Consider the following 20,189-nt stretch of genomic DNA (forward strand, 5'->3'; position numbering starts at 1 on the left):
TTTGATGTACTGCATAAATAATTAGTATGTTATAATAATATTATATCAAGATAAAATTATTATAAGAAGGTGAACTTATGGGTATGCTTGATGTTGTGGGACCGGTCATGGTCGGCCCTTCCAGTTCTCATACACTTGGGCTTTAAAAATTGCGAGATTTGCATATAAACTCATTGAAGGAAAACCAGATGAAGTTGATTTTTATTTACATGGCTCATTTGCACAAACATATCTGGGTCATGGAACTGATAGAGCTTTAATCGCCGGCATTTTGGGATTGAGAGAATATGATTATGATATTAAGAATGCGTATGAACTGGCAAAAAAGAATAATCTTAAATTTAATTTTATAAAATCTGACCTTGGTGACGTTCATCCAAATACCGTACTTATAAGATTAAAAAAAGATAATAAAATAAACGAAATACAGGGTGCATCAGTTGGCGGAGGTGCGATAAAAATCACCAAAATCAATGGTGTTGATTGTGATTTATCTGGAGATTATAATACTTTAATTATAGTTAATAAAGATATAAAAGGCGCATTAGAAAATATTTTAAGTGTTATTCATGTTAATGTTGCAAATCTTTATTTAAAGAGAACCAACATATTGGAAGGAAGAGCCTTAACAATTTTAGAACTGGATGATAAACCATCTAATTTAAGTGAATTAGAAAAATTAGAATGTGTGATTAAATATTTTTATGTTGGAAGTGATAATCAATGATTTTCAAACATCTTTTGGACATGTGGAAAGAAACGAATATTCCTTTTGAAGAAATTATATTAACAGAAGAAATGGTCGAAACTGGTATGGATCCAACGATTATCAAAAATAATATGAAAAAACTGGTTGAAGTAATGCTTACAGAAGCTGAGAAGAATTATGGTAAAAAACACGAGAGCTTAACAGGTTTAACTGGAAATAATGCACCAAAATTACTCAATCATAAGCCAAAATTATTAAGTGATTTTAATTATGTTGCCACTATTACTGCAATATCTACAGCAGAAAATAATGCAGCAATGGGTAGAATTGTGGCATGTCCTACCGCCGGTGCATGCGGAGTTGTTCCAGCAATATTATATGCCTTAAAAAAAGTTTACAATGCCTCTTTCGAAGATTTAGTTTCTTCATTTATAATTGCTGGTGCAATTGGAAATGTTGTTGCAAAAAAAGCTACTATCTCTGGGGCAGCAGGAGGATGTCAGGCTGAAATTGGAACCGCTGCTGCAATGGCCTCTGCAGCGTTAACATATTATTTTTCAAAAGATGCTGAAAAATGCGGAAATGCAGCTTCTTTAGCACTAAAATCATTAATGGGTCTTGTCTGTGATCCTGTTGGTGGATTTGTGGAAGTTCCATGTGTAAAAAGAAACGCTTCTGCTGCAAATGTTGCAATTACTACGGCAGAAATGGCACTGGCTGGTATTGAAAGTGTAATTCCATTTGATGAAGTTGTAGATGCAATGTATAGAGTTGGGAAAATGATGCATGAAGATTTGAGAGAAACTGGTAATGGAGGTATTGCAGCAACACCCACTGCCAGAAAATTGGTGGAAGATATTAAAAAAAGCTGGAAATAATTTTTATTTTGTAATTAATTTGATATATATTTTTATAAAATATCATGCTATAATTTTATTAACAATAAAAAGTTAATAGGTGATGGAGCCCACCATAATTTCTCGTCAGAGATGATAGCCCTATAATGATAGTAATAAATTACTATCATTATAGGGTTATCTTCATTTTATAAAGGAGGTAGAAAAAATGAGAGCAACTATTAAAGATGTTTCTGCTATGGAAATTTTAGATTCAAGAGGTAATCCAACTGTTGAAGTTGAAGTCGTTTTGGAAGATGGAACCGTTGGAATCGCCGGTGTTCCTTCAGGTGCATCTACAGGTATTCACGAAGCAATAGAATTACGCGATGGTGATAAAACAAGATATATGGGAAAAGGTGTTTTAAAAGCTGTTGATAATGTTAACAACATTATAGCTCCAAAAATTATTGGATTAAGTGCTTTTGAACAAGAAACTATTGATAATTTAATGATTGAATTAGACGGAACACAGAATAAAGCTAATTTAGGAGCCAATGCTATTTTAGGTGTTAGTCTTGCTATTGCCAGAGCATCCGCTAATTACCTAAAAATACCCCTTTTCGAATATATTGGTGGAATAACTGCTAAAAGATTACCTACACCTATGTTTAATATATTAAATGGTGGTGTTCATGCTAATTGGCAGGGACCTGATCTTCAAGAGTTTATGATTTGTCCTGTAGGAGCTCCAAATTTTAGAGAAGCCTTAAGATGGGCAAGTGAAACTTACCATACATTAAAATCTGTTCTTAAATCTAAAAATTATTCTGTCGGTGTTGGAGATGAAGGGGGATTTGCTCCTTCATTAAAATCCAATTCAGAAGCTCTTGATGTTATAGTAGAGGCAATAGAAAAAGCAGGATATAAACCTATGGAAGATATTGCCATAGCTATGGATCCAGCATCAAGCGAGTTTTATGACCCTGAATCAAATTTATATATTTTAAAATCCGAAGGGAAAAAATTAACATCAGAAGAGATGGTTGATATGTATGCTGAATGGATAAAAAAATACCCTATTATTTTAATTGAGGATGGTCTCTCAGAAGATGATTGGGAAGGCTGGAAAATCTTAAATAAAAAACTTGGTAATAAAATTGAGCTCGTTGGTGATGATTTATTCGTTACCAATGTAAAAAGAATTGAGAAAGGCATTAAAGAAAATGTAGCAAATAGTACTTTAATTAAATTAAATCAAATTGGAACCTTAACCGAAACTATTGCAGCAATAAAATTAGCTTATAGCGCTAATTGGGGGCAATGGTATCTCATAGAAGTGGAGAAACTGTTGATAGCTTTATTTCAGATTTTGTCGTTGGTATGGATACAGGGCATATTAAAACTGGCGCTCCATGTAGAGGTGAAAGGATTGAAAAATATAATCAATTATTAAGAATTGAAAAGAAATTAGGAAAAAATGCAAAATATGCAGGAAGAAATGGTTTTATAAGATAAAATTTAAAGGGGGATTTTATGGATTTTAATAGTATTTTATTTAAAATATGAATAGTAAAAGTAGAAAAAAAATAAATGAAAATGATGAATTCCTTAAAGATTTGAATATTGATAGAATTATAAATTCAATATTATATGGTTGGGAGGAATACTATTTAAAATCCTTTTACTTAACCCCCTTTCAAATATAGTTGATATTAATTACAGACAGGAAATTATCAAAGAACTTGAGTGTAATAACTCTTTACTTAAAAAAATTAAACTTTTTTCTAAAATAATGTATAATATAAAATTAAATCTTGCATTGATAAAAAATCTTGAATACAAAATAAATAAGGAAGGTTGGTTCTTGGAAACTGTTCTTCTATACTGTAATGCTATTGAAATGCTGGTAAATACATTTAATTCGGAAAAAATTCAATCAGAAGGATTATCTATATTTAAAAATTTTATATTAAAATATTCAAAATCAAATTATTTCATTTCTTTAAAAACGTATCAAATGACTTAAAAAATCAACTATCAAAAATCACATATTGCCTGAATATTAACGGTTCTAAGGTTACTGTATATAAATGTGATAAAAAAACTAATTATGCTGTTAATGTAATAAAAACCTTTAAAAGATTTAAAGAAAAATGCGCAAAAGATTATACTGCTAAAATTTCATTTAGTCCAAATATGAATCATGTTGAGAATAAAATAATAAATTATGTTGCAAAATTTTATCCTGAGGTTTTTAAAAATCTCGATAATTTTTACCAAAAAATAAGGATTTTTTAAATGAGAAAATTAGAAATTTTAATAGAGAAATACAGTTTTATATTGCTTATTTAGAGTATATTGAAAAATTTAAAAAAAATAATCTTTATTTTTGCTATCCAAAAATTTCTTTTGAAAAAGAGATTTATGCATATAATAGTTTTGATATGGCATTAGCTCATCAATTAATTTATAAAAACTCTAAAATTATTACAAATGATTTTTATGTGGAAAATAATGAAAGGATTATTATAATCACTGGCCCAATCAAGGGGTAAAACAACTTTTGCACGAATGATTGGACAATTACACTATTTTGCATTACTTGGTCTTCCAGTTCCTGGAACAAATGCTAAATTACTACTTTGGGATAATATATTCACACACTTTGAAAAGGAAGAAAATAACAAAAATATTAGAGGAAAACTTGAAGACGATTTAATTAAAATAAAACACATTATGGATAATTCAACCTCTAATAGCCTTATCATAATGAATGAAATATTTTCTTCTACAACAATTGAAGATGCTATTTATCTGGCAAAAAATATTATAGAAAAAATATTAAATTTAGATGCTTTGGGAATTTATGTAACATTTTTGGACGAATTAACTCATATGGATCCACGAATTGTAAGTATGGTAGCATTAGTATCTTCTGATGATCCTTCTATTAGAACATTTAAAATTTCAAGAAAAAATGCTGATGGATATGCATACGCTCTATCTATAGCAAAGAAATATTGCTTAACTTATAATTGCTTAAAGGAGCGAATCAAAATATGAAAGTTTATCTTTTATACAAAAATATGAATTTTAATGTGGATACAAAGCTACCTGAAAATTATGATGAATTAATCGTGGATTTTAGATTGGAACCTATATTTAAAGCAATGTCACTCAACGATGATTTAGTAGAAAAAGTTTCAAAAAAAGTTATTTTATCTTATGAAAAGGATATAGATACTATATTATATAGACAAAACATTATTAAAGACTGCTTAAAAAATCCGCAAATAATTAAAGATCTATATAATTTGGCAACATCAGCAATTGAGAATAGGCAGAAATATCGTTTAGGTATTTTTATAAGCACACCTTCTTCAATATTAAACGAGTCTATAAATCTACTAAAAATGTTTTTAATCATGTTAAAAACATTAAAGAATATCGCTGATAAAAATTCAACCAAATTTGAATCTGATGGATTTAAAAATTTCTTCCAAAATATAAAAAGTCACTTAAACAACGAATTCTTTATACTGGCAGAAAAGCAATTAAAAGATTTAACATTTGAAAATGGAATATTTATTCAGGCAAAATTAGGAAAAGGCAACAAAGGAACGGATTATGTACTTATAAAACGCAAAAAAAGAAAATTTTTAGAAAAATTTCTTTCCAAAAATATTCTGTCTAAAAATTCGTATACTTTTTTCATACATCCACGTGATGATAGCGGATTTGAAACATTATCAGATATTAAAAATTATGCGCTTAATCATGTATCAAACGCATTAGCTCAATCTTCAGATCATATACTGGATTTTTTTAAACAATTACAACTGGAATTGGCTTTTTATATCGGAGTTATAAATTTATATTACAATATAAAAAACAAGGGAATACCAATATCTTTCCCTATTCCAGCAAAACAGGAAAAAAGAACATATATTTTTAAAGAATTATATGAACTTTCTTTACTTTTATCAACAAATAAAACAGTCATAAGTAATGATTTAAATGCAGATAATAAAGATATTATAGTAATTACAGGTGCAAATCAGGGAGGCAAAACAACATTTTTAAGAAGCCTTGGAATAGTTCAACTGTTAATGCAGAGCGGTATTTTTGTTCCCGCAAAATATTTTACAGCTAATATATCAAACAAAATTTTTTCACATTTTACCCGTGGAGAAGATAAGAAAATGGAAAGTGGAAAATTAGAAGAAGAACTTATACGATTAAATAAGATAATTAATAATATCGAACCTAATTCAATTATATTTTTCAATGAAACTTTTTCTTCCACAAACGAAAAAGAAGGTTCGGAACTTGCTAAAGGAATAATAAAAGCTCTTATAGAGAAAAAAATGAAAATAATTTTTGTTACACATCTATATGAATTTTCAAATTATTTTTTTAATAAAAAACTCAATAATTTTATTTTTTTAAGAGCTGAAAGAGGTAATAATGGAATAAGAACATTTAAGATTTTGGAAGGCAAACCTTTACCTACAAGTTATGGCAAAGATTTATATATTGAAATATTTAAAAAGAATGAAGAGAAAATTCTCTTTTAGCATCTTTATAACCCATATTTATTAATATTTTTGAATAATCTGGAGAAAATTCAAGAGGAAATGGAACAGAATCTGATGGTCTTATAATTATAATATTCTTTTTCGTTTTTAAAATCGTATATAATATCCAGTCTGCAGGATTATCTATTACTGGAAAAACACCTATGACATTATTATAGCCATATTTTTCTGCCAATAATGCTGGATATACATTTGAAAAAACACCTCCATCTGTATATTTTTTCCCATCTATTTCAATTGCTCCAAATAAAGGGTAACTGGCGCTTGCAAATATGTAATCCAGCATTTTTCCTTCCATTTCATTTTTTCTGAGAAAAACTGGTTTAAAATCTGTAATATTAAATGTCAGTATACCATAATCATATTTTGAATTCAGTATAGCATCTTCTGAAATTATTTTTTTTAAAAAAGTGTATAAAGGTGAAGGATCAAATATAAATGGTCTTATATTTGGATTATGATCAACTATATTTAAATCAAAAATATCCTTTTCATCAATATTTTTCCATAATCTTTCGACTTCATTTAATTTTCCCATAACAAAACCTGCTCCATTTAATGCCCCAGCTGACACACCATATACTCCATGAATTTCTATATTATTTTCTACAATATATTTTAAAACACCTATTTCATATGCACCTGCAGCTCCACCACCACCAAGGACAAGTAATGTTTTTGAAAACACTTTTAGAGTTAGTATTACAAACATAACAATTACAAATAATTTTTTCATCAGTTCCACCTCGTAGTTTATCAAACTTTCGATGGAGTTTCAAAATTTGTTTTTATAAACCATATATGTAATTTTACTCCATCTTTTTCTTCTGTTATATACTCAAAATCTTCTATTGTGTTTGAGTATATTATTAACCATCCTTCGCGTTGTCCTTTTCTTGTTATATATTCCAATAATTGTTTTTTCGCTTTTTCATATTCATTTCCTGTTATATTTGCTTTTACTTCTATTAAGTATTCTTTGTTATTCAGGTTTATTAATAAATCTATCCTTCCTCCACCCACTTCTGTTTCTGGATATACCTTCCCTTCTGCTGCTTCTACATATAAACTTAGAAATTGATCCAGATTATATTGATATACTCCTTCATAATAATTCCTTCCTTTAAACATTATCGCTCCTCTTTGTTTTATATATTTTATATATCTTTTTAGCAGTTTGTTTAAATCAAGACTACCATCTTCTCTTATATATGGCTTTATTGTATCTTTTATTGTCGCCATATAAGTTTTTTCTCCATTTATTTGTGGTTTGAAATGATTGTATAATTTTTTGTAATATAATGGCACCTTCACACAACAATATCCATTACATTCATCTATTACTCCATTTAAATATAAATATTTTATTCTTTCATCACTTATATCAAATTCTATTTTATCCGGTTCAAATAAAATCTGCATTATTAAATCTTTTTCATTTTTTGCTTTTGATATTACATTTTCTATGTTTTTATTTATATACTTTTTCAAAAAATCATATAATGTCTTTTCAAAATGTTTTTCTGTTATTATCTTTTCTCCTTTTGCTTTTTTCATTACTAAATCATATGCTAATGCATTGGTTAATCCAGGTTGCCCTCCTGCATTATGCCATATTAGTTCTTTTACTTTCTCATCAAATATCTGCCCTGTTTCTTTTTCGTGTTGATTTAATAAATCATATACCTGTTCTTTTGTAAAGTATGGCACTTCCATATGTTCTGATATATTAAACGGACTTGCATTATCTTCTAATACTCCACTTAAATATCCTACACTGATCAATATTACAGTTCTGAGATTATATACTTGTCTTTTATGATACATATTCCTTATCACATGCAAAAACTGATTCATTAACTCTCCATTGTTAAATTGTTCAAACTCGTCTATCATAAATATTATTTCTTTTCTTACTTTTTCAGATATTTCTTTTAAAATAGTTCTTATTTCATCTATTTCATCTGGTATTTTCAATTCTATTTTTATGTTATTTCTATATTCTATATCCTCTATGATATCATTTATCAATGTTTTTAAAAATTGACTTTGTGTTTTATTTGAATAACTCTCAAATGAAATAAATATAGGTAAATATTTTTCTTTTGTTTTTTCAACTATTTCATTTAAAAACGTAGTTTTTCCCGTTTGTCTCGGTGCTGATACTGTAAAGTATCTCCAATTTTTTATATGATCAAGTGCTTCTTTCATTAATTCTTCTCTTTCTACATAATAACATGTTTTTTTATCAACAGGTCCGCTTGTACAGAATCTTCTCATCATCTCACCCCGCATTTGAATTATATCACATTTAATTACAAAAACCGGGATATCCCGGTTTAGTTCTATTTTTTCCAATTTTTCATTAATTTATTTTTTCAGAAAATTAGGCAACAATATTAATGTAAACATCGAGGCACTTATCATTCCCACCCACATAATTATTGACAAATATGTATGGAATGTAAATGGTGAGAAATTTAAGATAGACAATCCAAAGGCTAAACCTAACGCATTTGCCATTATTGGTTTTTGAACAACATTAAATGTTTCTTCTATCGGATTTTCACTTCTTGTTTTGTAATATCTATATGTTCCTATCATATGAATTGCATAATCAACACCTACACCTATTGTAATGTTTGCCATCAATGCACTTTGTATATTTAGTGGTATTTTAAACAAAGCCATTACTCCAAATTCAACAATTAATGCGCCTAATAAGGGTAATATTCCATAAAAGGAAATCTTTAAGCTTCTAATCATTATAAAAATAGATATGAATACTAATACCAAACTAACTAAAATACTCTTTATTTGACTGTTTAAAACAGTTGTATTCATCTCATTAAAAACATATGGCATTCCAGTAATATTTATATTTTTAAATGTATCCTTATTTTTTAAATTTTCAATTGTATTTTTAACAAATTCAAGAGTTTTTTGTGAATTATCAATCGTTGTTAATATACCCAAATAGCTTTTCCCTGCAATTAAATCAAACAATGGCACAGAAGGATTATCCTTCAATGCATTTTTTATTATTAATACCTGAATAGGATTAGGATAAAATTTAAAATTAAAAAACTCTTTTCCCATAACATTCAAAAAGTCTTGAGGATAATTAAATGTAATTATTTTATCCTTCAGTTCTTTCTCCAGTTCCTTCATTTCATTATAATAAATCTTATCTAAAGGTTCTTTTTTAGTTTCAAAATCTACCATTACCGGTATATTAAATTGAAATACTGAATTTAATATATTATAATCTTTTCTTACTTTAGTATATTTTTTAAACATTGAAATTTGATCAAATTTTATCGTAATAGATGGTATTAACAATATAAATATCAAAACTATAGTTAAATATATAAATATCCCTTTCTTATTCCATAATTTTTTTGTAAATGATACATCAAACATATGCGTGCGTTTTCTTTTTAACTCTACGTTTCCAGATATTATGACAGGTAAAATATATAGTGTTGCAATTCCCGCAAAACATATACCAAATGATGTCCATAATCCCATTTCTTTCATCATATTAGAATTTATAAACATCATGGAAATAAAACCTATTATTGTTGTTATTGTTGTCATTATCATTGCAATTCCTGTACTTTTAAGCGTTTCTGTAACTGCACTCTTTTTATCTAAACCTCTTTCAATATATTCTATATAATGGGTTAAAAAATGCATTCCATCCGCACTTCCCATAATTATTGTAAATATCGGTACCAGAACACTTGCTATGCTTAACTCTCTACCTGACCAACCCATTAGTCCCAATGTCCATAATGCGCCTAATCCCGCTGGAATAACAGAGAATAATGCAACTTTTTTAGACCCTAACTGTAATGTAAAAATAATAAACATTATTATAAATGCAAATGGTGGTAAAAATATAACTATACTTAATAAATAATCATATAGTTTTTTGGTAAAAAATAATGTTCCTGCACCATAATGAGTTATACCGTTTAATTTTTTTTCAATTTCATCTACAACGTTTAAATTATCTGTTTTCAACGGAATAATAAATAAAGTATAATATTTCCCGTCTTTTTCTTTAAAAAATCTATCTTTAAATAATGTTATTTGACTTAATCTTTTTATAAAATTTTCTGATATATCTTCAGGAGATTTAATATTATATCCTGGTAATGTTTGTGGAAATAAACTGGAAATAAAATTTATGCCATTAATTTTTTCTAATTCCCTTTGTAAAGACCACAATTTTTTATATGTGTCAATATCATTTAGTGGATTTTTATCTGTCTCCAGCATTACTATTAATTGATCTGAAAGATTATATTTTTTTTCTATTATATTATAACTTTTCAAGTATTTTGAATCTGCTGGTAAAAATGTTTTCATATCTACATTAAATTTTATCTGGATTAATCCTATCAATGCAACAATGTTTATTAATACAAGCAATACTAAAAGTTTTTTTCTATTTTTAAATATAAATTCCACATATCTTTCCACAAAAATCATCTCCCTATATCAATTTCTTTAATGCTCCATATAAGTAAATATCAGCTATATAATCTGGATAAATCTCATAAAAGTTATCATCAAATGTTGCTCCTGTTATTTGAGGAATTAGATCTTTTAATAAAAAATGTGAAAAAATCATTCCACTTAACGCTGGCCCTATAATGTCATATCTAATATCACTATCAAAACCTTTAAATTCATTCATAAATACTTTTTTAAATATAATCTTTTTTAAATTCTCCACTCTTAAATTAACTAATTCCTTATCATCTTCAGGTATCTGGATCATAATTATTTTAAACATTTTCTCATTTTTTCTTAAAGCAAATACAAGGGATTTTATCGCCGCCCTTAATCTATGTTCCAAATCTTTTTCTTCAATATGCTCATTATCCAGAAATTCATTCATTTGAGAAAAAAATATTTCCATTATCTCCTTTAATATGCCTTTTTTAGAACCAAAATGATAATTAATCATAGAAGTACTAACATTTGCTTTTTTGGCAATTTCTCTAACCCCTGTTGCTTCAAAACCTTTTTTATAAAAAAGTTCAACTGCAGAATTTAAAATTCTTTCTTTCAATGTTGTAATATTACCACCTCCTTTTTTCAAACGAACGTTCGATTTAATTATAACTCATATTTCTCTTAAAGTCAAATAAAAAAGTTCCCTGATAAAACAGGGAACTTTTAAATGTGAATCGCCCAACCTTCTATTCCTCTAAAGGCTTCCATAATCCCTTCAGAAAGTGTGGGATGTGTATGTATCATTTTCGAAATATCTTCTGGTAATAATTCTGCATTTTTAGCCAGTAACATTTCATGAATTAATTCTGTTGCCTCTGCACCAACAATATGTGCCCCAAGAATTTCATCTGTATTTTTATCAGTTAATATTTTTACAAATCCTTCTGACTTTTCAATTGCAACAGATTTTCCAATTCCTCTGTATGGAAATATAAATTTCTTATAATCTATTTTCTTTTCTTTCAACTTTTCTTCTGTATAACCAAAACTTGCAATTTGAGGTTCAGAATAGATAGCAGATGGTATTTTATTAATATCAATAAACTTTTCTGTTTTATGTCCTACCATATTTTCTACAGCAATTTCTCCTTCTTTAGAAGCAACATGTGCAAGTTGAGGAGTATTAATTATATCTCCTATTGCATAAATATTTTCTACATTAGTCTTATAATATTCTCTAACCTTAACAAATCCTTTTTCCAACTCTATACCTATATTTCCTAATCCAATATTCTTTGTATTTGGTTCTCTACCAACAGCAACTAATATTTTTTCAACCTCTATTCTTGATTTTTTTCATTATTATCTAATTCCAATATAATACTATTTTCATTCTTTTTTATAATTTTTGATTTTGTCGATTTATATATATTAATCTTCCTTTTTCTGTACATCTTTTCTAAAAACTCAGCTATTTCTAAATCTTCTGTTGGTAGTATTCTGTCTAATATTTCAATAATATGTACATTCACTCCAAAAGCATTCATTATATATCCAAACTCAATACCTATAACTCCACTACCAATTATAGCTATAGACTCTGGCAATTTTTCAAGCATTAAAGCTCCATTCGAACTTAAAATCTGTTCTTCATCAATTTCAAAACCCGGTATTGATTTTGGTTTTGATCCTGTAGCTAATAGTATATATTTTGCAGAATATATATCTTTGTCATTAACAATTACTTCATTTTTGCTTTTTAACTTACCTTCACCGATAATTAAATCAATACTGTTCTTTTTCAATAAATACTGAACTCCTCTTGATAATGTATCTGCAGCTTTTCTGGATTTTTCAAATACTTTTTTATAATTAAATCCACTTCTATCTACTTTTAATCCCATATATTCTAATTCATTTATTCTCGAAAAGGTTTCTGCCTGATGAATCAAAGCTTTTGAGGGAATACAACCTATATTTAAACAAACCCCTCCAACTTTTCCTTTTTCAATTACTGCAGTTTTTAAACCTAACTGTGATGCTCTTATTGCAGCAACATATCCACCAGGTCCAGAACCTATAACTATTAAATCATATTTCATACTCTCACCTCTTCAAAGTATTGCCAATATTGGATTTTCTAATGTTTCTTTTAAATCTTTCATAAATGCAGCTCCTACTGCGCCATCTATTATTCTATGATCAGAAGATAATGTGATTTTCATTATAGGTTTTATAACTATTTCATCATTTACTACTATAGGAGTCTTTTTTATCATTCCAATAGCTAATATTGCAGAGCCTGGGGATTTATAATTGCTGTAAATTCATCTATTCCAAAAGATCCAAGATTGCTAATGGTAAATGTTGAATTTGTATATTCTTCTGGTTCCAATTTATTATTTTTTGCCCTGTCAATTAATTCTCTTAAATCATTTTCTACCTGTAAAATACCTTTTTTATCCGCATTTCTAACAACTGGGGTAATTAATCCATCATCTTGAGCTACAGCAATAGCAATATCCACTCTTCCAAATTCTATAATATTTTCACCGTTTAAAGTGGAGTTCACCCTCTTATGTTTCTTTAATGTATTTGCAATTAATTTTATTAAAAATGCGTTTAATGAAATTTTCTCATTTAGCATATTATTTATTTTCTTTCTGTTTTCCATAATATTTTCCATATTAACACTTACTGTTAAATAGAAATGTGGAGATGTGTATTTTGATTCAGAAAGTCTTTCTCCAATAATTTTTCTTTTATCTGATAATGGTATAATAATATCCTCATCAGTGGTTTCAACAACAGTAGAATTAGATGTATATGAAATTCCTTTTTCTACTTTGTAATTTTCTATATCTCTTTTAATAATTCTTCCACCAGGTCCAGAACCTTTTATTTTTGAAATATTGATATTTTTCATCAATGCTATCTTTTTAGCTAATGGTGAAATTTTTATTCTGTTTATATCAAAATTATTTATTTTATTATCTTTATTATTTTCCACATTTTTTTCTTTATCTTTATTATCAGCTTTGTTTTCATCATTATTATTTTCTATTTCATTGATTAAATCTGAGTAATCTTCACCCTCTTCACCGTAGATGGCAATAGCATCTCCAACAGCTGCCTTTCCACCCTCGGGTACAATGATTTTTAATATAGTTCCTTCTTCCATTAATTCATATTCCATGGTAGTTTTATCCGTTTCAACTTCACATAAAATATCTCCTTCTTTAAAAGAATCTCCTTCTTTAACATTCCACTTTACTATAGTTCCTTTTTCCATGGTAGGAGATAATGCAATCATTAATAATTTATTAGCCATAATATCTTCCTCCTAAATATACAATACTTTTTTTACTGCATTAATTATTTTTTCAACCGATGGTTGAGCTGCAAGTTCTAATTTGTGATTATATGGCAGCGGCACATCTTCTGAGGTAACTAATTCTACTGGTGCATCTAAATAATCAAATGCTTTGTTAGATATCAACCATCCAACATGAGATGCCACACTAACAAAAGGCCATGATTCATCAACAATAACACATCTATTTGTTTTCATAACTGATTTAATTATAGTTTCTTCGTCTAAAGGCCTTATACTTCTTAAATCAACAACCTCAGCATTTATACCTTCTTTTTCAAGTAAAGTAACACTCTCCATAACAACCTTTAAAGGTTTTGAATAGGTAATTATAGTAACGTCGTTTCCTTCATTTTTAATATCTGCTTTTCCAAATTCTATAATATATTCTTCTTCAGGTACTTCGCCTTCCCAGGAATACATCATTTCACCTTCTAAAAAAATAACAGGATTATCATCTCTAATTGCGGTTTTTAATAGTCCCTTTGCATCATAAGGTGTTGCTGGTGTAATAACCTTTAAACCTGGAACATGTGCAAAAAATGTTTGTGTTGCTTGTGAATGCTGGGAGCTTAAATACTCAGCAGGTCCATTTGGTCCTCTGAAAACTATCGGCATTTTGAATTGCCCACCTGACATATATCTCATCTTTGCTGCATTATTAACTATTTGATCAAAAGCCTGTAATGCAAAATTGAAAGTCATAAATTCTACTATAGGTCTTAATCCTGCCATTGCTGCACCAATCCCAACTCCTGCAAATCCTCCTTCTGTAATTGGAGTATCTTTTACTCTTTCTTCACCATATTTATCAAATAATCCCTGACTTACTTTATATGCACCATTATATTGAGCAACTTCTTCTCCATTAATATAACATTTTTATCTCTTGCCATTTCTTCATCCATTGCTTCTCTAATAGCTTCTCTCATAGTAATTTTTCTCATATTTTCACTCCTACATATACATCTGTATATAATTCGCTTAAATCCGGTTCCGGACTTTTTTCTGCAAAATCTATCGCATCTTTAGCCATTTTTTTACATTTTTTATCCATTGCTATATATTCTTCTTCATTAATCACATTCATTTCTTTTAATTTTTCTTTAAAAGAATATATTGGATCTCTTTTTTTATATTCTTCAAGTTCTTCTTTTGTTCTATATTTTGCAGGATCACTCATAGAATGTCCTTTATATCTATATGTTTTGGCTTCTATCAAATATGGAGTTCCTGATTTAGCTGATTTTATAGCTTCCTTTGTCACATCATACATTTCTATAACATCCATTCCATTTGCCTGTTTTCCTTTCATTCCATACGATTGAGCCATAATAGAAAAATCATCTACAGAAGAAACCCTTCTGAAATCAGTTCCCATACCATATTGATTGTTTTCACAAATATATACTACTGGTAGATTCCATATTTTCGCTATATTTAAACTTTCATGAAAAGAACCCTGGTGAATAGCTCCATCACCAAAATAGCATAATACAACTCCATCTTCTTTTTTATATTTTATTTTTAAACCTACTCCAGTTGCAACAGGTATTTGGGCCCCTACTATTCCATTTCCACCAAAGAAATGTTTTTCATAATCAAAAAAATGCATAGAACCGCCCTTGCCTTTAGAACAACCTGTGATTTTCCCATATAATTCAGCCATTAATGAATTTGGATCCATTCCAGCAGCTAAAGCATGTCCATGGTCTCTATACGCTGCAACAACATAATCATTTTTCATATTTAAATTTGATATTGAACCAACTGCAACAGCCTCTTCTCCAATGTATAAATGTAAAAAACCACCAATTTTTTTTAATCCGTATGATTGTGCTGCCTTTTCTTCAAATCTTCTAATTAAAATCATTTTATATAACATATCTTTTAATTTGTTTTTTTCAATATTTTCAATAGGCATGTTTATTCCTCCTCAAACTTTACTAATGTTTTTATTCCATTCATAGTGTCATAATATACAGCTTTTTCTATTATTGTTTCTAAAACTACAAAATCTCCGTCTTCCTTTAATTTCCATATGGCAACTAAATTTTTTGATAATTTTTCTAAAATTTCAGATTTATATCCTGCATCTTCAATAATTTGAACTTTACCATATACATTTACTATTTCAGTAAGCTCTGGATTTTGAAACATCCATTGAACTGCATTGTTTTTTTCTAAATCTATAACCTTTGGAAAATCCTCCATAGTTATTGCCACAACTGCATCATTATTTATACCAGGTGACATCCATCGAGTTTCAGGAAATCCATCCTTTCCTACCCAGGCTAATATTCCAGTTTTACTCTTTTCCAATAATTCTAAAATTTTTTTAAAATTTCCTTTGAATTCATAATATCCCCCTCATATCATTTGATATAGTTCATTTAAATTAAATTTACATTCGTTGTTTATATACCCATTTTCTACTAAAACCTTTTTATTACCTATATTTAAGGTAAATCGTGGTGTTTTTCCATATATCCATTCCCAGGATTTATGCTTTTCAATTAATTCCTCATTCCTAAAATATTTTGTTTGAATATATTCATATTTCATGTTTAAAAATCTGGAAAAATTCAATATAATATTATTTTTAATCATTTCTTCATCTATACAAAAGTTGATTTCTCTCAGATTAATAATTTTTGATGGTTTGGATATAGTAGCATGTGTTTCAAATATAGGATTAATATTTAAAACATCCTTTATTTTTTGAATATCAGAATTTATTAATAACGTACCATGATGCAGAAACATATTCTTTTTTATACAAAAAGCACTTCCAGAAAACTTATAATCTTTATACATTAAATCGTTCTTATAATTTTTATATGCATTTATTCCTATGCTTTTTAAAGCTTTTAGGATAATCTCAAAAATAATTTCACTCGTTAATAAATTTTTTGAAGCTATAACTGAATAATTGAGATTTCCTAAATCATGATATACCGTTCCTCCACCTGAAACTCTTCTGGCAATATTAATATCTTCTATCTTTTCAAAATTAATCTCTCTCCATGGATTTTGATGTTTTCCTATTACTATAGAATTTTTTGATTTCCAAAAAAATAGGAAAATTTCTTTATTAAAATTATTTAGTAAATTTTCTTCTATAGCAAGATTATAATAAACGTTTGTATTTTTGCTTTCAATTACTTTTAATTTCATACTTATTCCTTCTTTATAATAATTTTAATTTTATTTACATTTAAATTCTACCATTTTTATCGGAATTAAATGTTAAAAAAATATTAAAATATGTAGTCAAATGTTTTAATGGGATAAAAAATCAAAGACTCTTGTGATTGTGCTTTGTAATTTATATATAATAATTTTTTAACTTAATTAATATATCATACGATAAAATAATTAAGTAAATTTATCGAATTTTGGAAATATAAAATTAATAGCAAATTTACCACGATTTTGTTTACTTTTTGTTTTTTTTTGATAAAATGATATGTAAATTGTAGAATATGTAAAATTAGATGGAGTTATAAAAATATTTTTTATTATTGTGATAATATTATCAATATTCTTTTTTAACTCTTTAACTACTTTATATATTCCAAAATCAAATAATAATATTAATCAACAATAGCGCGCTATTTGTTGCAAAAAGGAAATAAAAAAATGATGGGAGTATGGAGAATGAAAAAGGAGATAGTATATTTTTTATATCATGTACTAATGTTGAAAAATTAGGAAAAAATGTTGAAAATAGTAATGATTTAGAAAGTTATCTATATGATAATAATGTTATTAAAACATCCGAGTATTATACTAAAGATGGTTTTTTGGTTTTCAAAAATTATTTTGAAGGTGGAAAGTTGGTAAAGCAAGAGATATTTGATAAAGAAGGTAATATAGAGTATATATTTGAAATAAAAAATGAAAAAATTTTCTCTATTAAAAATTCAAGGGACAAAAAATATTCGCTAATAAAATATATTATTACAATAATATTAGTAACTCTAAAGAATTATTTTTACCGAATAAAATATTTACTTTTGAAGATTATCTTAATACTGTAAAAAATAAAGGTGCTTATGAATCTCTGTACGATGAATTAGATCCTGGCCAATATACTTTTGGATATAGAATTGATACTTCAAAAACTGGACTTACTGATGGAGAAATGTCAAGAAGAATATTTAATGCAACATTAAATACTATATTAAATATAGCTACAAATAACATTATTAATTCTATTGCCTCAAAATTAAAAAACATCATTGAATATATACAATATACAGGAGATTTTATTTCATATCTTAAAAACAATTTTAAAATAACAAAAACAACAACTGAAGAAGCAAGACATTATACATTAAAAAAAGTATATATTATACATTACATTTCAGAAAATGGAAATTGGAAAAAAGGATGGGAAAAAGTTTTTGCTATAGCTGAACGTAATTATAGCAGTTTAAAAGTAAGAGTAGAAGGAATAACAAAGTATAAATATAATGGTACAATAGAAACACGAGAAAAACTTGATGAAACTACTATAACCAGAGAAAATCTTGATGTAAAAGATTCTCCAAATTACAATAATATTTCCAAATTATGTTTAATAGCAAAAGATAATTATTTAAATTATATAAATGGGGAATTTATTATGTATGGTACGAAAAGCCCTAAAAATCTATTTGAAATACTTATTTATCTAATATTAGGAATATTATCAGCATATTTTTTAATAACATTTATATATAATACATATTTTAATCCATTACTTATATTAGAAAAATATTATGATACAATGTATTATGCTAAAATATATTACCTTAACGCCCTTAATGATAATACATTATCTTCTAATACTATAAAGGATTCCCTTAAAGCTTATTTAAGCAAGATGATAGAAGAAAGAAAAAAATATGTTTTAGATCCAAAAACATCTGAGAAACTTATGAAAGAATATTATATACATTTAGATGACGATGTTTTAACCATAAATATAAAAATTCAAATATAAAAAAAAAAACAATGAATATATTGTACATATTATAAATGGAAATCTAATCTCTTATGATTTAGATTCTAAAGGTAATATAATAAAAAGAGAAATAGATAAAGAAAAACTCAAAAAAATAAAATATCCTGAAAATGCTGAAATAATCTTTTATATCGTAAGAACATGGAAAGGATTAAAAATTGATTGGATAAAGTCTGTTTATAATTACTCTAAAAACTTAAATGAAAAAGGACAGTAATTCTCATGAAAGTAAAGATTTACTGTTAATGAGGAGTGAAAATATGAAAAAACTATCTTATTACTTATTTTGTGTATTACAATTAACATTTTCTCAATAGTTTCTATAAATCCATTGCCTTTTATTGATGAAGGAAGTTTAAAGTTAGAGCTTTTTAATCTGACAAAATTTTCATTAAATTAGGGAATACTAAACTTCATTGAAATTGGTGGTGGAGTATCAACAGAGGGAATAGCAAAAGTTAAAATTAATACAGACTTTATTGAACAAACTCCATTAGTATGTGCAATTAGTGTAGGATATTTTCCAGGTTTTTATTCAACAACACAGGATAACTATTTTATTTTATTAGATGGAATAATTGGATATAAAAACAAAAGCATGATATTATCAAGTGGTGCAAGATTAACAATAAATTTTTCCAATGTTATATCAATTTATGATATCTCAAATTATAATACCGCCATATGGAACATAACTGATTTTGCTTCAGCAAATGTAGAAAATCTACTTACCTGGTCAGATAAAGGTATTTCATATTCCACTATATATTTATATTTAAATAGCACATTGAAAAATCTAATTTTTATCAAAATATAAATATAAGCGGTGGAATAAAAGAAGATTTATTAAATAATAATTTAGGTTTTATTTTTGGAGCATCTATTGAAATAGATATACCAGAAAATATCAGTAAATTAGAAAACTTATTAAACAAACTTAAAGATTAAAAAACACAAACAACCTTCCTTGAAATACAGGAAAAATAATGATATAATCAGAATGAAAAGTGAATAAAAAAGATCCGCAGGGAGCTACTAATCCGTAGCTGAGAGTGAGGTGGAAGCCTCTGACCCTCATAACTTGATCTGGTTAATACCAGCGAAAGGAGCGGAGCAGAGATAAAAAAATCAATCTCCTGCTTCGTGCAGGAGATTTTTTGTAAGTTATATAATAATTTTTTAACTTAAT

At 27.2% G+C, this 20,189-nt stretch carries 18 protein-coding genes, 3 pseudogenes and 1 riboswitch; of the genes and pseudogenes, 10 read left to right on the plus strand and 11 right to left on the minus strand.

Annotation, left to right across the window (positions count from 1 at the left end; all coding sequences use genetic code 11):
- The first annotated feature begins 271 nt into the window (after positions 1 to 271).
- From DJ007_RS03450 to DJ007_RS03470, 7 genes and pseudogenes are all read left to right on the plus strand, one after another.
- Positions 272 to 727: an L-serine ammonia-lyase, iron-sulfur-dependent subunit beta gene (locus DJ007_RS03450; RefSeq protein ID WP_240739242.1), complete on the plus strand. Its 456-nt coding sequence runs from the start codon at positions 272 to 274 to the stop codon at positions 725 to 727.
- Complete coding sequence (sdaAA, locus tag DJ007_RS03455; RefSeq protein ID WP_129408350.1) at positions 724 to 1,587, plus strand: L-serine ammonia-lyase, iron-sulfur-dependent, subunit alpha; 864 nt, start codon at positions 724 to 726, stop codon at positions 1,585 to 1,587. The genes DJ007_RS03450 and sdaAA overlap by 4 nt, the downstream gene beginning before the upstream one ends.
- A gap of 187 nt (positions 1,588 to 1,774) precedes the next feature.
- A pseudogene (eno, locus tag DJ007_RS03460) lies at positions 1,775 to 3,063 on the plus strand (phosphopyruvate hydratase).
- Between the two features lie 47 nt (positions 3,064 to 3,110).
- Positions 3,111 to 3,254 (plus strand): hypothetical protein, encoded by a 144-nt coding sequence (locus tag DJ007_RS15405; RefSeq protein ID WP_206076064.1) that lies wholly within the window; start codon positions 3,111 to 3,113, stop codon positions 3,252 to 3,254.
- A gap of 86 nt (positions 3,255 to 3,340) precedes the next feature.
- Positions 3,341 to 3,574 (plus strand): hypothetical protein, encoded by a 234-nt coding sequence (locus DJ007_RS15410; RefSeq protein ID WP_206076065.1) that lies wholly within the window; start codon positions 3,341 to 3,343, stop codon positions 3,572 to 3,574.
- Positions 3,575 to 4,119: 545 nt separating this feature from the next.
- Positions 4,120 to 4,611 (plus strand): MutS-related protein, encoded by a 492-nt coding sequence (locus DJ007_RS15415; RefSeq protein WP_206076066.1) that lies wholly within the window; start codon positions 4,120 to 4,122, stop codon positions 4,609 to 4,611.
- The gene (locus DJ007_RS03470) at positions 4,608 to 6,125 is read left to right on the plus strand and encodes a MutS-related protein (RefSeq protein WP_129408351.1); all 1,518 of its coding nucleotides are present in this window, start codon (positions 4,608 to 4,610) and stop codon (positions 6,123 to 6,125) included. The genes DJ007_RS15415 and DJ007_RS03470 overlap by 4 nt, the downstream gene beginning before the upstream one ends.
- Here DJ007_RS03470 and DJ007_RS03475 read toward each other — a convergent pair.
- The 11 genes and pseudogenes from DJ007_RS03475 to DJ007_RS03525 form a co-directional block, all read right to left on the minus strand.
- Positions 6,094 to 6,882 (minus strand): patatin-like phospholipase family protein, encoded by a 789-nt coding sequence (locus DJ007_RS03475; RefSeq protein ID WP_129408352.1) that lies wholly within the window; start codon positions 6,880 to 6,882, stop codon positions 6,094 to 6,096. The two genes, DJ007_RS03470 and DJ007_RS03475, sit on opposite strands and share 32 nt — an antisense overlap.
- Before the next feature lie 20 nt (positions 6,883 to 6,902).
- Positions 6,903 to 8,426, minus strand: a complete 1,524-nt coding sequence (locus tag DJ007_RS03480; protein WP_129408604.1) for an AAA-like domain-containing protein — start codon at positions 8,424 to 8,426, stop codon at positions 6,903 to 6,905.
- 90 nt (positions 8,427 to 8,516) lie between these two features.
- Positions 8,517 to 10,637 carry an efflux RND transporter permease subunit gene (locus tag DJ007_RS03485; RefSeq protein ID WP_165973983.1) on the minus strand — a complete coding sequence of 707 codons (2,121 nt, stop codon included), beginning with the start codon at positions 10,635 to 10,637 and terminating at the stop codon, positions 8,517 to 8,519.
- 13 nt (positions 10,638 to 10,650) lie between these two features.
- Positions 10,651 to 11,262 (minus strand): TetR/AcrR family transcriptional regulator, encoded by a 612-nt coding sequence (locus DJ007_RS03490; protein ID WP_165973984.1) that lies wholly within the window; start codon positions 11,260 to 11,262, stop codon positions 10,651 to 10,653.
- Positions 11,263 to 11,339: 77 nt separating this feature from the next.
- Positions 11,340 to 11,960 (minus strand): oxidoreductase dimerization domain-containing protein, encoded by a 621-nt coding sequence (locus DJ007_RS15420; protein ID WP_368359437.1) that lies wholly within the window; start codon positions 11,958 to 11,960, stop codon positions 11,340 to 11,342.
- The gene (locus DJ007_RS15425; protein ID WP_206076068.1) at positions 11,957 to 12,718 is read right to left on the minus strand and encodes a dihydrolipoyl dehydrogenase family protein; all 762 of its coding nucleotides are present in this window, start codon (positions 12,716 to 12,718) and stop codon (positions 11,957 to 11,959) included. Before DJ007_RS15425 ends, DJ007_RS15420 begins: the two co-directional genes overlap by 4 nt.
- A gap of 12 nt (positions 12,719 to 12,730) precedes the next feature.
- Positions 12,731 to 13,947 (minus strand): annotated as a pseudogene (locus DJ007_RS03505) (dihydrolipoamide acetyltransferase family protein).
- A gap of 12 nt (positions 13,948 to 13,959) precedes the next feature.
- A pseudogene (locus DJ007_RS03510) lies at positions 13,960 to 14,936 on the minus strand (pyruvate dehydrogenase complex E1 component subunit beta).
- On the minus strand, positions 14,933 to 15,913 hold the full coding sequence (gene pdhA, locus DJ007_RS03515; protein ID WP_165973985.1) for a pyruvate dehydrogenase (acetyl-transferring) E1 component subunit alpha: 981 nt from the start codon (positions 15,911 to 15,913) through the stop codon (positions 14,933 to 14,935). The pseudogene DJ007_RS03510 and the gene pdhA overlap by 4 nt, the downstream one beginning before the upstream one ends.
- A gap of 2 nt (positions 15,914 to 15,915) precedes the next feature.
- The gene (locus DJ007_RS03520; protein ID WP_129408357.1) at positions 15,916 to 16,323 is read right to left on the minus strand and encodes a pyridoxamine 5'-phosphate oxidase family protein; all 408 of its coding nucleotides are present in this window, start codon (positions 16,321 to 16,323) and stop codon (positions 15,916 to 15,918) included.
- A 36-nt stretch (positions 16,324 to 16,359) separates the two neighbouring features.
- On the minus strand, positions 16,360 to 17,166 hold the full coding sequence (locus DJ007_RS03525; protein WP_129408358.1) for a lipoate--protein ligase family protein: 807 nt from the start codon (positions 17,164 to 17,166) through the stop codon (positions 16,360 to 16,362).
- A 476-nt stretch (positions 17,167 to 17,642) separates the two neighbouring features.
- Here DJ007_RS03525 and DJ007_RS03530 point away from each other — a divergent pair, with 476 nt between their 5' ends.
- The 3 genes from DJ007_RS03530 (at position 17,643) to DJ007_RS03540 (ending at position 19,817) form a co-directional block, all read left to right on the plus strand.
- On the plus strand, positions 17,643 to 18,032 hold the full coding sequence (locus DJ007_RS03530; protein ID WP_129408359.1) for a hypothetical protein: 390 nt from the start codon (positions 17,643 to 17,645) through the stop codon (positions 18,030 to 18,032).
- 104 nt (positions 18,033 to 18,136) lie between these two features.
- Positions 18,137 to 18,979, plus strand: a complete 843-nt coding sequence (locus DJ007_RS03535) for a hypothetical protein (RefSeq protein WP_129408360.1) — start codon at positions 18,137 to 18,139, stop codon at positions 18,977 to 18,979.
- Positions 18,980 to 19,598: 619 nt separating this feature from the next.
- On the plus strand, positions 19,599 to 19,817 hold the full coding sequence (locus tag DJ007_RS03540; RefSeq protein ID WP_129408361.1) for a hypothetical protein: 219 nt from the start codon (positions 19,599 to 19,601) through the stop codon (positions 19,815 to 19,817).
- 199 nt (positions 19,818 to 20,016) lie between these two features.
- Positions 20,017 to 20,125, plus strand: a riboswitch (TPP riboswitch).
- Positions 20,126 to 20,189: the final 64 nt, after the last annotated feature.

Origin of the sequence: Marinitoga lauensis (assembly GCF_004135675.1) — a bacterium.
GTDB lineage: Bacteria > Thermotogota > Thermotogae > Petrotogales > Petrotogaceae > Marinitoga > Marinitoga lauensis.

Bases quoted from the DNA above. Each gene is read 5' to 3' on its own strand.
- sdaAA (WP_129408350.1), top strand. From the start codon at position 724: ATGATTTTCAAACATCTTTTGGACATGTGGAAAGAAACGAATATTCCT.
- DJ007_RS15405 (WP_206076064.1), top strand. From the start codon at position 3,111: ATGAATAGTAAAAGTAGAAAAAAAATAAATGAAAATGATGAATTCCTT.
- DJ007_RS15410 (WP_206076065.1), top strand. From the start codon at position 3,341: ATGTATAATATAAAATTAAATCTTGCATTGATAAAAAATCTTGAATAC.
- DJ007_RS15415 (WP_206076066.1), top strand. From the start codon at position 4,120: ATGATTGGACAATTACACTATTTTGCATTACTTGGTCTTCCAGTTCCT.
- DJ007_RS03470 (WP_129408351.1), top strand. From the start codon at position 4,608: ATGAAAGTTTATCTTTTATACAAAAATATGAATTTTAATGTGGATACA.
- DJ007_RS03475 (WP_129408352.1), bottom strand. From the start codon at position 6,882: ATGAAAAAATTATTTGTAATTGTTATGTTTGTAATACTAACTCTAAAA.
- DJ007_RS03480 (WP_129408604.1), bottom strand. From the start codon at position 8,426: ATGAGAAGATTCTGTACAAGCGGACCTGTTGATAAAAAAACATGTTAT.
- DJ007_RS15425 (WP_206076068.1), bottom strand. From the start codon at position 12,718: ATGAAATATGATTTAATAGTTATAGGTTCTGGACCTGGTGGATATGTT.
- pdhA (WP_165973985.1), bottom strand. From the start codon at position 15,913: ATGCCTATTGAAAATATTGAAAAAAACAAATTAAAAGATATGTTATAT.
- DJ007_RS03525 (WP_129408358.1), bottom strand. From the start codon at position 17,166: ATGAAATTAAAAGTAATTGAAAGCAAAAATACAAACGTTTATTATAAT.
- DJ007_RS03530 (WP_129408359.1), top strand. From the start codon at position 17,643: ATGGAGAATGAAAAAGGAGATAGTATATTTTTTATATCATGTACTAAT.
- DJ007_RS03535 (WP_129408360.1), top strand. From the start codon at position 18,137: ATGTCAAGAAGAATATTTAATGCAACATTAAATACTATATTAAATATA.
- DJ007_RS03540 (WP_129408361.1), top strand. From the start codon at position 19,599: ATGATATTATCAAGTGGTGCAAGATTAACAATAAATTTTTCCAATGTT.